The 13,620-nt window shown below is 39.4% G+C and carries 16 protein-coding genes, 1 pseudogene and 1 other annotated feature (1 of these 18 running past the window's edge); of the genes and pseudogenes, 3 read left to right on the forward strand and 14 right to left on the reverse strand.

Features of this window, described 5'->3' with window-relative positions:
• Positions 1–115 (forward strand) — a binding site (T-box leader) (it extends 125 nt beyond the left edge of the window).
• A 74-nt stretch (positions 116–189) separates the two neighbouring features.
• Positions 190–1,575 (forward strand): branched-chain amino acid transport system II carrier protein, encoded by a 1,386-nt coding sequence (gene brnQ / locus ACLHK8_RS04075; RefSeq protein ID WP_063698183.1) that lies wholly within the window; start codon positions 190–192, stop codon positions 1,573–1,575.
• Between the two features lie 53 nt (positions 1,576–1,628).
• Here the strand turns inward: brnQ and rpsN are convergent, their stop codons facing one another.
• From rpsN to recQ, 3 genes are all read right to left on the reverse strand, one after another.
• The gene (gene rpsN / locus ACLHK8_RS04080) at positions 1,629–1,898 is read right to left on the reverse strand and encodes a 30S ribosomal protein S14 (protein WP_063698215.1); all 270 of its coding nucleotides are present in this window, start codon (positions 1,896–1,898) and stop codon (positions 1,629–1,631) included.
• A gap of 6 nt (positions 1,899–1,904) precedes the next feature.
• The gene (locus tag ACLHK8_RS04085; protein WP_158694967.1) at positions 1,905–2,027 is read right to left on the reverse strand and encodes a putative metal homeostasis protein; all 123 of its coding nucleotides are present in this window, start codon (positions 2,025–2,027) and stop codon (positions 1,905–1,907) included.
• Positions 2,028–2,138: 111 nt separating this feature from the next.
• On the reverse strand, positions 2,139–3,923 hold the full coding sequence (gene recQ / locus ACLHK8_RS04090) for a DNA helicase RecQ (RefSeq protein WP_057771796.1): 1,785 nt from the start codon (positions 3,921–3,923) through the stop codon (positions 2,139–2,141).
• A 174-nt stretch (positions 3,924–4,097) separates the two neighbouring features.
• Here recQ and ACLHK8_RS04095 point away from each other — a divergent pair, with 174 nt between their 5' ends.
• Positions 4,098–4,487 (forward strand): hypothetical protein, encoded by a 390-nt coding sequence (locus ACLHK8_RS04095; RefSeq protein ID WP_057771794.1) that lies wholly within the window; start codon positions 4,098–4,100, stop codon positions 4,485–4,487.
• Between the two features lie 114 nt (positions 4,488–4,601).
• Here ACLHK8_RS04095 and ACLHK8_RS04100 read toward each other — a convergent pair.
• The 7 genes and pseudogenes from ACLHK8_RS04100 to ACLHK8_RS04130 all read right to left on the reverse strand — a co-directional run.
• A pseudogene (locus ACLHK8_RS04100) lies at positions 4,602–4,697 on the reverse strand (LPXTG cell wall anchor domain-containing protein); the annotation flags it as partial.
• Positions 4,698–4,758: 61 nt separating this feature from the next.
• The gene (locus tag ACLHK8_RS04105; RefSeq protein WP_057771792.1) at positions 4,759–5,355 is read right to left on the reverse strand and encodes a hypothetical protein; all 597 of its coding nucleotides are present in this window, start codon (positions 5,353–5,355) and stop codon (positions 4,759–4,761) included.
• Positions 5,356–5,558: 203 nt separating this feature from the next.
• Positions 5,559–5,870, reverse strand: coding sequence for a hypothetical protein (locus ACLHK8_RS04110; RefSeq protein ID WP_057771790.1), 312 nt, complete (start codon positions 5,868–5,870; stop codon positions 5,559–5,561).
• 75 nt (positions 5,871–5,945) lie between these two features.
• Complete coding sequence (locus ACLHK8_RS04115) at positions 5,946–6,539, reverse strand: peptidylprolyl isomerase (RefSeq protein WP_057771789.1); 594 nt, start codon at positions 6,537–6,539, stop codon at positions 5,946–5,948.
• 88 nt (positions 6,540–6,627) lie between these two features.
• Positions 6,628–7,488 carry a TMEM175 family protein gene (locus tag ACLHK8_RS04120; RefSeq protein ID WP_063698218.1) on the reverse strand — a complete coding sequence of 287 codons (861 nt, stop codon included), beginning with the start codon at positions 7,486–7,488 and terminating at the stop codon, positions 6,628–6,630.
• Positions 7,476–9,281, reverse strand: coding sequence for an ABC transporter ATP-binding protein (locus ACLHK8_RS04125; protein ID WP_057771788.1), 1,806 nt, complete (start codon positions 9,279–9,281; stop codon positions 7,476–7,478). Before ACLHK8_RS04125 ends, ACLHK8_RS04120 begins: the two co-directional genes overlap by 13 nt.
• Before the next feature lie 23 nt (positions 9,282–9,304).
• On the reverse strand, positions 9,305–9,847 hold the full coding sequence (locus ACLHK8_RS04130; protein ID WP_057771787.1) for a MarR family winged helix-turn-helix transcriptional regulator: 543 nt from the start codon (positions 9,845–9,847) through the stop codon (positions 9,305–9,307).
• 176 nt (positions 9,848–10,023) lie between these two features.
• On the opposite strand from ACLHK8_RS04130, the gene ACLHK8_RS04135 reads away from it, so the two are divergent.
• The gene (locus ACLHK8_RS04135; RefSeq protein WP_057771786.1) at positions 10,024–10,980 is read left to right on the forward strand and encodes an alpha/beta fold hydrolase; all 957 of its coding nucleotides are present in this window, start codon (positions 10,024–10,026) and stop codon (positions 10,978–10,980) included.
• A 90-nt stretch (positions 10,981–11,070) separates the two neighbouring features.
• Here ACLHK8_RS04135 and ACLHK8_RS04140 read toward each other — a convergent pair whose 3' ends face one another.
• The 4 genes from ACLHK8_RS04140 to ACLHK8_RS04155 all read right to left on the reverse strand — a co-directional run bounded on the left by ACLHK8_RS04140 (position 11,071) and on the right by ACLHK8_RS04155 (position 13,368).
• Positions 11,071–11,526, reverse strand: coding sequence for an acyl-CoA thioesterase (locus ACLHK8_RS04140; protein WP_057771785.1), 456 nt, complete (start codon positions 11,524–11,526; stop codon positions 11,071–11,073).
• Positions 11,527–11,681: 155 nt separating this feature from the next.
• Entirely contained in the window at positions 11,682–12,239 is a 558-nt protein-coding gene (locus ACLHK8_RS04145) for an NADPH-dependent FMN reductase (RefSeq protein WP_057771784.1), read from the reverse strand.
• Positions 12,240–12,489: 250 nt separating this feature from the next.
• The gene (locus ACLHK8_RS04150; RefSeq protein WP_057771782.1) at positions 12,490–12,873 is read right to left on the reverse strand and encodes an iron chaperone; all 384 of its coding nucleotides are present in this window, start codon (positions 12,871–12,873) and stop codon (positions 12,490–12,492) included.
• Between the two features lie 96 nt (positions 12,874–12,969).
• On the reverse strand, positions 12,970–13,368 hold the full coding sequence (locus tag ACLHK8_RS04155) for a VOC family protein (RefSeq protein ID WP_057771779.1): 399 nt from the start codon (positions 13,366–13,368) through the stop codon (positions 12,970–12,972).
• Positions 13,369–13,620 lie beyond the last annotated feature (252 nt).

Raw genomic sequence — 13,620 nt, forward strand, 5'->3', positions numbered from 1 at the left:
ACTGGGGGCTCCCATTATAGAGCTAGAGTATCGATCTGCAGGTCCGTACTCGAAAAGGCAGTGTTAGTGATGACGCTGTAAACAAAGGTGGTAACGCGTTTAAAACGTCCTTGTTGGAATTTATATTCCGACAGGGGCGTTTTTTTATTTCTTCTTGCGGCCAGTCATTAAAATTTAAGGAGTGTTTATATGTTAGAAGAGAAAAAATTAACCAAAAAAGATTATGTAGTCGTAAGTTCAATGTTGTTTGCCTTATTTTTCGGAGCTGGAAACCTTATTTTCCCCCTTCACCTTGGCCAATTATCGGGGTCAAGTTGGTTACCTGCTGCCTTAGGCTTTTTAGTAACTGGCGTCTTGTTGCCCTTGCTATCAGTACTGGCAATCAGTATCACCCGTTCCGAAGGGGTTTATGATATTGGCAAGCCTTTGGGAGCTACTTTTGCTTTAGTCTTCATGGTTCTCATTCATGGCACGATCGGCCCGCTTTTTGGAACCCCAAGAACGGCAACTGTTTCTTACACAGTTGGCCTCGCTCCGCTCATCCCAGCTCAGTATCAGACTTTAGGTTTAGTCGTTTTTTCCGCAGTTTTCTTTGGACTCGCATATTTCTTATCTGTCGAACAAAGTAAAATTGTTTCTAATGTCGGCAAACTGTTAAATCCAGTTTTTCTCGTTTTACTAGCATTCGTATTCTTTCTTGGTTTCAGTAATCCCATGGGAACACCCGTTAAACAAGCTGTTACTTCAGCTTATAAGACTGGCGCGTTCACAAACGGATTCTTGCAATGTTACAACACCATGGATGCGCTCGCCGGCCTGGCCTTTGGTGTCACAGTCGTTACAGCCATCAAATACATGGGAAAGAAAAATCCCAACGGAATCGCCATGGTCACTGCCCGCGCTGGCCTGTTCTCAATGGGATTTGAAGGGGTTATCTACGTGGCCTTAATCCTATTAGGCTCCATGTCACTTGGCAAATTCAAACTTAGTGCCAATGGCGGAATTGCCTTCGACCAAATTGTAAATCATTACTTAGGAGTTGTCGGTCAATCAATTCTAGCTGCATTGATCACTTTAACTTGTTTGACAACCGCGATTGGATTAGTTGCCGCATTTGCCCAAGATTTCCACAAACATTTCCCAAAAATCAGTTACAAAACCTGGTTAGCATTTACCAGTGCTGCCTCATTTTTAACAGCTAACCTCGGGTTAAACCAAATCATTTCGTGGTCAACCCCTGTGTTAATGTTCCTGTATCCCTTAGCAATGGCTTTGATCCTCTTATCTGTTTTGTCACCACTTTTCAAACGAGATCCGGTGGTCTACAAATTCGTTGTTACTTTCACAGTCATTCCCGCCCTATTTGATATGATGGCTGCTTTCCCTCCTGTTGTGAGTCAGAGCGCGCTTGGTAAACTCATGGCTAATTTCCAACAGAGTTATCTACCGCTCGCTCAGTATGGCTTAGATTGGCTCCTACCTGCTTTACTCGGCATGGTGCTTGGCGTTGCTTGCCATCTGGTAAAACAACACGCTGCCACAAAGGTTCAAGTCCCACAAGAAGATCAAAACTAATCAAAAAAATACTTCACATCAGCTTGAAATTGATGTGAAGTATTTTTGTGTATTTACCAACTAGCTTTTCGAACGCCAGGAATCTGACCCTTATGCGCTAATTCACGGAAGTTTAAGCGTGATAACCCAAACTTACGCATATATGCGTGTGGGCGCCCATCTAAGTGATCACGGCGATGCATTCTTGTAGGGGAAGCATTCCGTGGTAATTGACTTAATCCAGCATAATCATGATTCTTACGTAGCTCTTCTCTGATTTGTGCATAGTGAGCAACGGTTGCCTCAATTTTCTGCTCTTTAATAATCTTAGATTTCTTTGACATTGTGTTTTATGCAACTCCTTTTCTTTGCTTCTTAGCGGCTTTAATAACTCTTAAAGCTGCTTTTCTCGTTTTCAAACTTGGACTCTTCAAACGGCGATAAGCACTTGCTGTATCCATTGCTTTTCTCATAATCTCAATGCCTCTTTCTGTTAATCGTAATGATTACTATTTAACCACATTAACTTACTTTTGCCAAGCATTTAGTTTAAAAAAAGATTAAACCGGTTAAGTTTAATCTTTCTATTTTTCAGCAACTTGGGAAAGGACACCCTCGTCTGCTTGAATCACATCAATAAATTGTTGTCCATATTTTTCTAACTTTTGACTCCCGACCCCTTTGACCTCTGCCATCTCACTTAGCGTCTTTGGCAAAAGTGCACACATCGACCGGAGCGTTTTATCCGAGAAAATAACAAACGGTGGCACGCCTTGCGTCTCCGCCAAATTGCGACGTAACATCCGTAACTTGGTAAAGAGTTCACTATCCTCCAAAATATTGGTTTTGACTGGAACCGCCATTTTACGGAAAACCTGTTCGCTTCCTTGTAAAACATGAACGCCAGTCTGCGTTAACGAAAGGACCGGATACTGTCCATTTGATGCCTGTAAGTAGCCGGCTGCTGACAAGAAATCAATTAATTCGGTTAGTTGCTTCTGGGATTTATTTTTTAACAAGCCGTACGTGCTTAACTGGTCAAAGCTAAATTGTTTAATCCGTTGATTCTTGGAACCCGCTAAAACTTGGGCAATTAAAACTTTCCCAAAATTTTCGTGCATCCGTTTCACACAAGATAGCACTTTTTGGGCCTCGACCGTAATGTCTTGCGAATCGCGCTCATCTAAACAGTTACTACATTTCCCACATTTAGGGCCCTCTTCACCAAAATAATTCAAAATATACTGTTGCAAACATTCTTGCGTATTTGCATACTGCGTCATATCCTGCAATTTCTGATACTCGCGACTTTTATTATCATCATCCATTTCAGATTGATCAATAAAGAAATGTTGAATTTGCACATCATGTAGTTTGAATAACAAAATCACATCGCTAGGCAAGCCATCTCGCCCAGCACGGCCCGCTTCTTGATAGTAAGCTTCTAAGCTGCCAGGAACCTGGGCATGAATCACAAACCGCACATTACTCTTATCAATTCCCATCCCAAACGCATTAGTCGCCACCATAACCCGATCACGATCGTAAAGAAAGTCCTCTTGATTCTGGCGCCGATCGTCCTCTGACATCCCGCCGTGATACATAGTCACACTCACTTTATGTTTTTTAAGAAGCTTCGTTAATCGTTCCACTTCCTTGCGCGTGCTACCATAAATAATGCCGGCTTCGGTTTTATTGGTTTTTAAATAATCCAACAAAAACTGATCACTATTTTGATCTTTAATGACCTGAAAAGAAAGATTATCGCGGGTGAAATCTGTTTTAACTTCCTGTTTAGCAGGAATGTTCAACCGTTTCTTGATGTCTTCAGCTACCTTAGGCGTTGCTGTCGCTGTCAATGCCACTACGGTAGGATTCATTTGTAATTGAGCCAAAGTGTCGGTTAAACGCAAATAGCTGGGTCGAAAGTCATGACCCCATTGGGAAATACAGTGTGCTTCATCAACGGCTACTAAAGAAATCTCTAAATCCTGCAGTTGATATAAAAAGCTACTGGAATCTAAGCGTTCTGGGGAAATATATAATAACTTCACTTGCCCACTCGCTGCTAATTGGAATCGTTGCCGCATTTCAGTCACACCAATGCTACTATTAATAAAGGTGGCAGGAATCCCATTTTCATTCAGAGCGTCAACTTGATCTTTCATCAAAGCAATTAACGGTGAAATAACTAAGGTAATGCCACTAAAAAGCATTGCAGGAATCTGATAACAGAGAGATTTTCCGCCTCCAGTTGGCATAATTGCTAAAACACTTTGCTTATTCAAAATTTTATTAATGACTTGTTTTTGGCCATCACGAAAGGTACTATACCCAAATTTTTCTTTTAGAATTGTTTCTGGTGTCATATGCAGCCATTCTTTCTGTAAGATCTTCATATCTATCTTAACGGAAAACTAGATAAATTGATAATAAAGTTCTAAGTATACGTTACATAAGTTAATACGCAAACGTGACGGAAGCACTTTAAAGAGTTATGATATTGTTACTTAATCTAATTATTTGAAAAGAGGTTGGATGTCATGTCCGCAGAAAATTCATCTTCAAAGATTGATGAATTAACTCAACAAAAAGAAAAACTTGCGGCTGAGGTTATTAAAAATCAACAACTTGTTAATAACTTATATAGCCGCTTTGAAGTGCTGAATCGACAAGAGACAGAATTAAGCAAAAAAATCAGTCGAGAAACTCAAGAGCTTGCTCAATTAGATGCTGATTTGGAGGCTAAAAAACTCGTTCTTCAAAACAAAAATCTGGATCCACACCAATATACAAACCTGCAACAACAAGTTGCTGATTTAAATGTTGATAAACAAAATCTCTTTAAAGATTATCAGGAATTACGCGACAGACCTCTTGCAAAACGAATCAGTAACAAACTACCAGAACGTCACTATCTCCCAAAGGAATAGGACGGTCTTTTTTTATTGAAAAATTTCTTAATTAGACACATCATAATTGAAATTTTGAACACAAAAAAAGACGATCATAAGATCGCCTTTTTGATTTAGAATAAGTTATTTAATTTAGATTTCACGACGACGGATACCTGCTAAACCGAATAATGCAGTAACAGCACCAAGTAAACCAACTATGGCTACTGAACTGTTTGCTTCATCAGTTTGTGGTAATGTCGTTGTAAAAACAGCGTTTGTTCAGTTCATTCTTATAATTTTTTGTGTTTTAGTAAAGCAGATTAAACTTTCCTTTGATATTTACTTCATAGTCATGGACCTGAACTAGCTTGCCATTTTCGGTCTCATAAGCCCCGACTTCATATACTTTATCCTTAGAATAACGGCTGATCTTAGTCTTAATAAATTCATATTTTTCGACGTTTGTTTGAGTTCCTTGTTTTTCGTAATAACCCTTAACAATCTTGACCGCGTTTTTTTCAGATTGCTCCTTTTTTTCAGAAGAAGCTTTTTTCGATGAAGCTTTTTCAGAACTTTCTTTCTTTTTTAGATCCATTGAAGAACTCTCAGCAGATTTATCGAAAACCTTGTTCTTGACACTCGAAAAAACTTTGCTCGTTCTTGCAAACAGATTCATGTGAATTGCACTATTTTGGGGAGAAAAATGACCATAGCCAAGATCCCCTGCTAGTGCTAAGACTAAAATAATTAAAATTAGTCGGGTTCGTTTGAGCAACCTTTCCAATCCATTAACTGCGTGTCTTGCAATTTTTTGACGTGCGTATTTCGAATAAGCGAAATAAAAAATAATTAGTACCAATAAAATAAGTGCGCCCAGCACCCAAGCAATTAATTTATAATCCATTCCATGCAACCTCCACTATGCTACTAAATAAATCAATTATATCAGTTATACATCTATAATAAACCAATTTTCTAATTTATTTACCTGATATCGTAATTAAAGTACCCCTATCCGTTAACGAACCCTGCTATTGACCTGTCTGGTTGAAATTTTGGAAAAAATAATGTTCAGTTAGTCTCTGAACATTACTTATCAATTAATCGTTAATTCAAATGTTGCTCTCTGGACTTCAAAAAGTTATTTAAGGCTGTTTCCAGGTCAATTCCATTGGCCTCGGCAATACTACTCAACCACCAAATATTTTCTGCAATTTTATAATCAAGTGTTGGCTCCGGATCTGAAGTTGGCCAACTTCCTTGCTTATCCATCACCAATCTACCTACTAGTCCAGCATCCGTCAAAAACGCTAAGGCATCTTGTTCTGGGGACCATGGTCGACCATCTTGCTTACGTTCTAATTCATGATAGGCTTCCCGAATTCTCTTTGACCGGTCAGCTAATTCTTTAATTTCCATACTGATTCTCCTTTTTCTTTCAATAAAAAACGTGGCGATCACAAAATTATTGATCCCCACGTTTAATCAAACTATTTACTTTGTCGCGTCTTCAATAATAACCGTTTTGATCGTAATATCATCATTAGGTTTATCTTGATAATCACGAGCTGCGTTGCTAATTTTTTCGACCACATCTAAGCCGCCGATGGTTTGACCAAAAACAGTATGATGATGATCTAACCATGGCGTTCCGCCTTGCTTGTAGGCATCAATAACTTCACTTGGGTAACCAGCTTGTTTCATGTCACCAATCATATCAGCTGGCACATTCTCCTTTGAAACGATAAAGAACTGACTACCGTTTGTATTAGGGCCAGCATTGGCCATTGAAAGAGCACCCTTTAAGTTAAATACTTCATCAGAGAATTCATCTTCAAACTCTGTGCCAAAGCTACTTTGACCACCAGCACCAGTTCCAGTAGGATCCCCGCCTTGAATCATAAAATCAGGAATGACACGGTGAAAAATAATGCCATCATAGTATCCTTGTTTAGCAAGAGCTACAAAATTTTCGACCGCTTTTGGAGCTTGGGCTGGAAACAATTGAATCTTAATGTCCCCTTGGTTGGTTTGGATGGTTGCTTTAGGTCCGGCAACATTTTCTAAATCTAATTGTGGATAAGTCATGTTAAATCTCCTTTGAATTTTAAATTCTAATGATTAAGTCCGTGTGAGTGCTAATGTATTTTCCCAGGTAAACTAAGCTCTGTCAAATTTATTTGCTTGGCTTATCTTTCTTTTCTTGATCGTTATTTTCTTCAAATCGATGTGGGCGACCCGAATAGCCACCTCTCACTGCTGATCGATCAAACCTACCATCTTTAAATAGGTCGCGCATTTCTTTTCCCATATCGTCTTGCCAATTTGGATTAGTCTGTCTTTGTTTCATATACTTCTGCCCAATTTGGTGTTGTCTTTTGCGAAATCCGCGCATATCTGTGTTCGAGAGATTCAAATATTTGTCCTGATCAGCTTGGGGCAGCTTCGTAACTTCTTGTAAATCTACTTGATCATCGCGATTGAACACAAATGAAATCACTGGTAATGCTAGATAACACCAAACTGCCCAGTTTGGTTTGAAATAGGCAAGAATCAAAACAATGACGTTAATCATCCCTAAAAAGTTACTGTGATTCAGGTAAATCTTCTGAAAGATCTTTTGAGTATCACTTTTATCACTGTACTTCTGGTGCACAACTGCATAACTCGTCAACATAAACAATCCGTTTACAATAAATGTGAGAATTCCGTACGACAAAACTGTGTGGCGATTGGTATCAACCGTAATTAACTTTGTAAAGGTCGGAATTAATGACAGAAAGGCCAAAAAGATGAATTCAGAGATAAAGACCTTATTATTAATCGTTTCTGCATCACTGTATAAAATTGAGTGTTGATACCAGATGTTGGCCACATAACAAAAGCTAATAAAGAAGATCCCAATCGCCTTCCCAAACTGCAAATACTCCGATACAGAATCATGCTGTGGCATGGGCAGTTCCAACACCATAATGGTAATGATGATGGCAATCACCGCATCACTAAACATATCGAGTCGTTCCTTTAATTTCTCCATGATGACAATTTTCTTCCATTAAGCACTGCTTCATCTGATTGGACGTTCAACTGGTTTTCAACGTAATCATGATACAACGGTAAGGTATCAATCAGTTCTTGATGGGTTCCATGACCACTCACTTTTCCATGTTGAATAAAGTAAATCTGATCCGCATCCACAATTGTACTCAAACGATGGGCAATCACTAAGGTGGTCCGGTTATACATTAATTTTTCTAAAGCCTTTTGGACCATCATTTCTGATTCTGAATCTAAACTAGCCGTTGCTTCGTCCAGCATGAGGATTTTGGGATCGCGAAGAAATGCCCGCGCAATCGCAATTCGTTGGCGTTGGCCTCCGGAAAGCTTCGTGCCACGTTCCCCAACCTGGGTATCCAAGCCTCTTTCCATATGTTTGACGAACCCTTTGGCATACGCCATGTCTAGCATGCGCCAAAGTTGATCATCCGAATATTCATCCTTTAATCCGTACGTGAGGTTATAGCGAATGGTCCCACTCATCACGGTTGCATCCTGGCTCACTAACCCAATCTGATTCCGCCATTCGGTTAAATTAATATCTTTAATTTTCGTGTCCCCAATTTTAATTTGACCACTAGTTGGCTCGTAAAAACGTTCTAGCAAGCTAAAAATTGTGGACTTACCGCCCCCAGATGGACCTGCAAACGCAATTACTTTGTTAGGTTCCGCTGAAAAAGAAACGTCCTTTAAAATTGCCTTTTGATCTTCGTAGGAAAAATTAACATGTTCAACCGATAATGTCTTTCCTTGCGCATTCGCCGGTTTCCCCGGTTTTTGAACCTCTTCAGTTACCTGAAGTAATTCATGAATGCGGGCGGTTGAGCCACTTGCCTTAGCCATACTGGTGAAAAATTGGCTTAAAATGGCGAAGGGCCCAATCATTTGTGTTAAGTATAGTAGGAAAGAAATAATAGTTCCAAATGACATCGTCCCCTGGGTAACACGGCTCGCCCCATAAATTAAGGTACACACAATTAGTGCCATCATAGCCATTTGAGTGATAGGTTGCGTCACCGAATCATAAATGGCTTCTTTAAGCCCTATTTTGTACAAGCGATTGATTTTACTATATCCAGAGGCCCGTTCGGCGTTCTCAGCAGTGGATGCTTTCACCAAATGAACCGCACCTAATGTTTCACTCACTGCCCCATTAAACTTCGCAAGGGCATCTTGTCTAGCCAGCGCAATTTTATGCGACCTGGAAATGACGGGCATAATACATAAAATCACTAACGGCACGCCAATAAACATAATCAGCGTCATTTTCCAGTCCATCACAACCATGAATACGAGCGCACCCACCAACTGAAGGATGGATGTAATCATATTTGGTAAGGAATTAGCCAACATATCCTTTACTTGCGACGTATCGTTAACTAGTCTGGAAGTGATTTCTCCAGATTTAGTTTCATCAAAGTAGCTCACTGGTAAAGATAAAATCTTATTCCATAAATATCGGCGTAATTTGTTTACAACGTCTTCTCCAAAGAACCCCAAAACAGCCCCTGAGATCGCACTGATAACGGCACCTAACACACATAGGGCAACGACGACAATCACGAGTTTGACATTGATTGTGTGGTTCAACTGATTGACCAACTTTTGGGCGATTTTCGGCACAATCAATTGTGAACCAGTAGCAATAATTCCCAATATTAAACCCACAACTAGTTGCCAAAAGTGGGGTTTGATTTGTCTAACTAAACTGGCAAAATCTGTAAAATTAAATTTATCCTGTTTTAACTTGGCTGTTTCTTGTGTATTTTGCATCTCTTTATCTCCGTTATATAACGTTAATTTTGAAAAGGTCGATGATTCCAATTTTTGGGATTAAAACCCTCTGGAGCCCCTAAAACTTCCGCCCAATTTTGTTTGGTTTCCCATTCAGGCGCTTTATCATTCAAGTTTTGCAGTAATTTTTGCATGTAACTTTTAAATTGCTGTTGTTCCTCATCAGATAAAGTTTCGAAAAAAGAATCGGATAATTCGTTCTTAAACCTTCGCGATTTTTCGAGTGATGCGCGCCCTTTATCCGTTAATGAAATGAAAGTCACGCGTTTATCGTCTGGCGAATCGACTTTCTTCACTAATCCGCTGTCTGCTAGTTTACTAACGAGCACACTTGCGGAACTCGGCCGAATATCTAGTTCTTCGACAATTTGCGAATTCGTTAATGGCTCCTTGGCTACCAGCAAACGCAGAACGCGGAGTTGCCCACGCTGATTAGCTTGTGAAGTCTCATCATCGCGACTACTTTTAACGGCGGCGGCTACGAAAAATCTTTCTTGGAATAAATTTCCAAAAAGGCTAAGTAATTCCTGTGATTCTTCTGACATGTCTATTCCTCTTTTAGTTAATTTTAATGGCTCATTTACAAACGAAATCCATTGTACGTATTTAGTTAGCGGTCGTCAACACAAAACTAACTACGCATGACCATTTTATTTGCAAAATACCCGCCAACTTCTTAGACTTTAAGTTAAGAAATCAATCTCTAAAAGAAGGTGCGCAATTGAAAAAATCAATGCCCAGGCTAACCGCGAAAAACGCAATTTCATTTCAAGGCTACCTACCTATTAATGGCATTCAACAATGGGTCCAAATTGAAGGCCAGGAAACAACGAATCCGTTATTATTTATCATTCATGGTGGACCGGCGTCAACCTATTCGATGTTTACCGAAGCCACTCGTTTTTTCTCGACAACATTTACCGTTGTTCATTGGGATCAGCGTGGTGCTGGCAAAACTTACCTAAAGCAACCCGTCATGCCTGATAACCTCCAAACATTAGTTAATGATGGTCTTGCTCTGACAAAACAACTAAAAGGCGCGTTTCCGGGCGTCCAAATTGTCCTCCTTGGTAGTTCCATTGGCAGTATCATTGCCAATTTAATGGTGCAGCAAGCTGAAAGCTCTTTTGCAGCCTACATCGCTACTGAACAAATGACCAGTCGTTCTCATCAAATTGCCTTTAATCAAACCTTATTCGATTCTAAGAAACACGTTTTAAAAACGGCTTGGCTGAATAAATTACCATACGCCGCTAGCACGTGGTCTGCCAAACAAATTGCCCAATTTACTATTTTTTTCGCGCTGCAACACACGGACGTCCCAAATATGGTTACAGATTTATTCATCAAAAACTTGCTGCATGCTTATGGCCTAAATATTAAGGCGTGGCTGGCCTTTTGTCGCGGACTTATTGCCAGTCGTCAGGCTATTCAACCAGAACTGGACAGTTTCGACTATAATCGGCTGTTCTCCAAAACCAGCATCCCTTTCGTGGTTTTTCAAGGCAGTCATGATCCAATTACGCCAACCGCTGCAACTCAAGCATATTTCAATCAGGTCCAGGCCCCATACAAAAGGATGATCATTGTTCCAAATAGTGGGCATCTCTGTTTTTTTTCTAATCCAAAATTTTTCTTGGCTGAATTAACCAAGCAAGTGACACCACTAATTAGTTAACGTCAAAAAAAGCCCCCTTAGATAGATTTGAGCGACAAGTTATTGTCCGCATCTACCTAAGGGGCTTTTACTTTTTTAAATTAACCTTATCTAATCTTTGATCCAAACTTGAGCAGCAGCGTGATCTTCCATCGAACGCTGCTGCCGTTTCAGAAAATCGGCCGCAATTTGCTTTTCTTCATCAGTCTCTGGAATAACTTCCGGTAGCTGATACGCCTTATTCAACACGATGTATGTGAAGAAAGCATAAGCAATCAGTTCGTGCTTTGAATTGTAGGCTCTCCCAAACACTTCAGCAACGCGCTCATCGGTTCCTGAAACCGTGGAAACAACTGTAATTGTGTCTCCTAATCGACCGGGACGAATAAATCTAACTTTATCAACACTTCCCGTCACGGCATTTTCGTCCGTTAACTTCCGAATTGAATTGGCAAAATCAAGATCCATCTCCGCAATCGTTTTTCCACCAAATAAAATACCTAAATAGTTTAAATCCTTTTTGGTCACCACAAATTTGGCTTCATAGCGCGTTTCACTAGTTTTCATTGAGTTCTACCACCTTGTTAAAGTATAAATATAATTGTAAAACAATCCGCCTTAAGAAGTCCAACGCGATTCACCCCAAAATAAAAAAGATTGAAAGCAAAACTAGCTTCTGGTAAGTGCCAAAAATCAGTTTTGTTTCAACCTTTTGTAAGTTTTTAGTCTTTAAAACGTTGGATTAAATCTACAAATGCATCCATCGCGCTTTGCAAGAATTTAAGGGTTCCTTCGCTTGTAATCTTCAAATTGTCATCCAGAATATTTGTGACATTACCCAAGTAGACTTCTGGTTGTTGGACAACTGGCATATTCAAGAATACTAACGACTGACGCAAGTGATGGTTTGCTCCAAAGCCACTAATGGCACCAGGTGAGACACTTAAGATAATAGCTGGTTTCTTGTCCCAAACACTAGCCCCGTAAGGACGTGAGCCAACATCGATTGCGTTCTTCAAAACACCAGGAACGGAACGGTTATACTCTGGGGTTGCAAAAATCACAGCATCCACGCTCTGCACATCCGCACGGAATTTCTTCCAGCTTTCAGGTGCGCGATTTTCATCATCCAAATCCTGATTATAAAGATCAAGATCACCAATATTAATTTGTTTAACTACATAACCTTCTGGTAATAGGGCTGCTGTTTGTTCGGCAACTGCCTTTGTAAATGAACCTTTACGTAAACTTCCTACAATTAATCCAACTGTTGTTGACATAAAAAAATACCTCGCTTTTTATTTACTATTAGTAAGTATAACGATCCTAAATAAAAAATGCCACCATTTGTTCTCGCACTTATAAAAAAAGGCTGCCTACACGTTTAATTCCTAATGATTGAAAGGACAAAAGCGATTCTAAACACTTCCATATAAGTATTTTAAAAGCCAGAAGTCATTAATACCGTCTTACTATCTTTTTAATGATCGCGCTTATGTTCTTCAAAACTAAAATTAAATTTATTTTAGCTCACCCACGTTTTAGAGGGCGCCAAAATTTATCAATATCAGCCTTATCTTGGATGTTAAATTCAATCATTTGCTTCAATAATGCATAATTAAATGGCTGATTCCATGGCATTCTGACAATTCCTTTAGTATGGTCAATGCCCGCTGCTTGAAGTTCGTCTTCAAATTGACTTATACCAGCTTCTTCCGGCGTAAATGCCATATGCTTTTGAGAAACACTAAATCCAATGATAAACGTCCCGTGATCTGTAAACATCGGTTGATTCCAGGCAATTCGTGGCTTTAATTGGGGAAAAGTTTGGCTCACCCAATTCAGCACTTCTTTCACACGGGCTTGATGAGTAGAATCCTGGATGGTGCCGATAAAATCTCCAAAAGTATCCATGGTTTTCCTCCCTAAACTATTTTGATCTCAGTATACCGGATTTTTTAGTTATTCCATAATAAAAAGCCAACTCCAAAGTTAGAGTTGACTAAGTCTTTACATTGCCATCCAAGCTACCGATAAAATATTTCCATCTGGATCCTTCACTTCAAGTTCATACATCTGTTCTTCAGACATTCCCAATTCAACGTGGTAGAAATCACCACCATGCTCTTTTGCAGTTTGGGCAAATTTCTTTACCTCTGCAATGCTGTCCATACTAAATGCAGTCATGGAACCACTGACTTCTTGTGTGTCAGCAACTAGTTGTCCTCTTAAAAATTGTTGATAAAAATCATGGGTTAACAACATTACCCAAATATTGTCATCCCACATCATTCCAGTGCCATCGTCGTCAGAATAATCAGGATTCTTTTTAAATCCAAGCGCTTCATAAAATTTAATTGAACGCTGCATATCAGTCACAGGCAAATTAACAAACACCATTTTTGTCATTAAATTAACCTCCTAAAATTATACGGTCAGATTTTATCATTCCATTTTTCTTATACAAGTTATAATCATTTTAGCTTGTAAGGGGATTATGACACAGCCAAAAATTGGAAGCAAAGAAGCTGCTTCCAGTCTGTCAATGACAGCTATTCAAAAATTCCAAATAGCTTTGGTTATCACTATTTGATTACAAAATTGATATTAAATGACTGACAAAGCTTGAAATTAGTCGTCTTTAATCGTTATTTTTCCACC

This window comes from Pediococcus sp. M21F004 (genome assembly GCF_051122535.1).
Lineage (GTDB): Bacteria > Bacillota > Bacilli > Lactobacillales > Lactobacillaceae > Pediococcus > Pediococcus inopinatus.

Excerpts from the sequence above, each read along its gene's own strand:
- brnQ (WP_063698183.1), top strand. The coding sequence starts at position 190 with ATGTTAGAAGAGAAAAAATTAACCAAAAAAGATTATGTAGTCGTAAGT.
- rpsN (WP_063698215.1), bottom strand. The coding sequence starts at position 1,898 with ATGTCAAAGAAATCTAAGATTATTAAAGAGCAGAAAATTGAGGCAACC.
- ACLHK8_RS04085 (WP_158694967.1), bottom strand. The coding sequence starts at position 2,027 with ATGAGAAAAGCAATGGATACAGCAAGTGCTTATCGCCGTTTGAAGAGT.
- recQ (WP_057771796.1), bottom strand. The coding sequence starts at position 3,923 with ATGACACCAGAAACAATTCTAAAAGAAAAATTTGGGTATAGTACCTTT.
- ACLHK8_RS04095 (WP_057771794.1), top strand. The coding sequence starts at position 4,098 with ATGTCCGCAGAAAATTCATCTTCAAAGATTGATGAATTAACTCAACAA.
- ACLHK8_RS04105 (WP_057771792.1), bottom strand. The coding sequence starts at position 5,355 with ATGGATTATAAATTAATTGCTTGGGTGCTGGGCGCACTTATTTTATTG.
- ACLHK8_RS04110 (WP_057771790.1), bottom strand. The coding sequence starts at position 5,870 with ATGGAAATTAAAGAATTAGCTGACCGGTCAAAGAGAATTCGGGAAGCC.
- ACLHK8_RS04115 (WP_057771789.1), bottom strand. The coding sequence starts at position 6,539 with ATGACTTATCCACAATTAGATTTAGAAAATGTTGCCGGACCTAAAGCA.
- ACLHK8_RS04120 (WP_063698218.1), bottom strand. The coding sequence starts at position 7,488 with ATGGAGAAATTAAAGGAACGACTCGATATGTTTAGTGATGCGGTGATT.
- ACLHK8_RS04125 (WP_057771788.1), bottom strand. The coding sequence starts at position 9,281 with ATGCAAAATACACAAGAAACAGCCAAGTTAAAACAGGATAAATTTAAT.
- ACLHK8_RS04130 (WP_057771787.1), bottom strand. The coding sequence starts at position 9,847 with ATGTCAGAAGAATCACAGGAATTACTTAGCCTTTTTGGAAATTTATTC.
- ACLHK8_RS04140 (WP_057771785.1), bottom strand. The coding sequence starts at position 11,526 with ATGAAAACTAGTGAAACGCGCTATGAAGCCAAATTTGTGGTGACCAAA.
- ACLHK8_RS04145 (WP_057771784.1), bottom strand. The coding sequence starts at position 12,239 with ATGTCAACAACAGTTGGATTAATTGTAGGAAGTTTACGTAAAGGTTCA.
- ACLHK8_RS04150 (WP_057771782.1), bottom strand. The coding sequence starts at position 12,873 with ATGGATACTTTTGGAGATTTTATCGGCACCATCCAGGATTCTACTCAT.
- ACLHK8_RS04155 (WP_057771779.1), bottom strand. The coding sequence starts at position 13,368 with ATGACAAAAATGGTGTTTGTTAATTTGCCTGTGACTGATATGCAGCGT.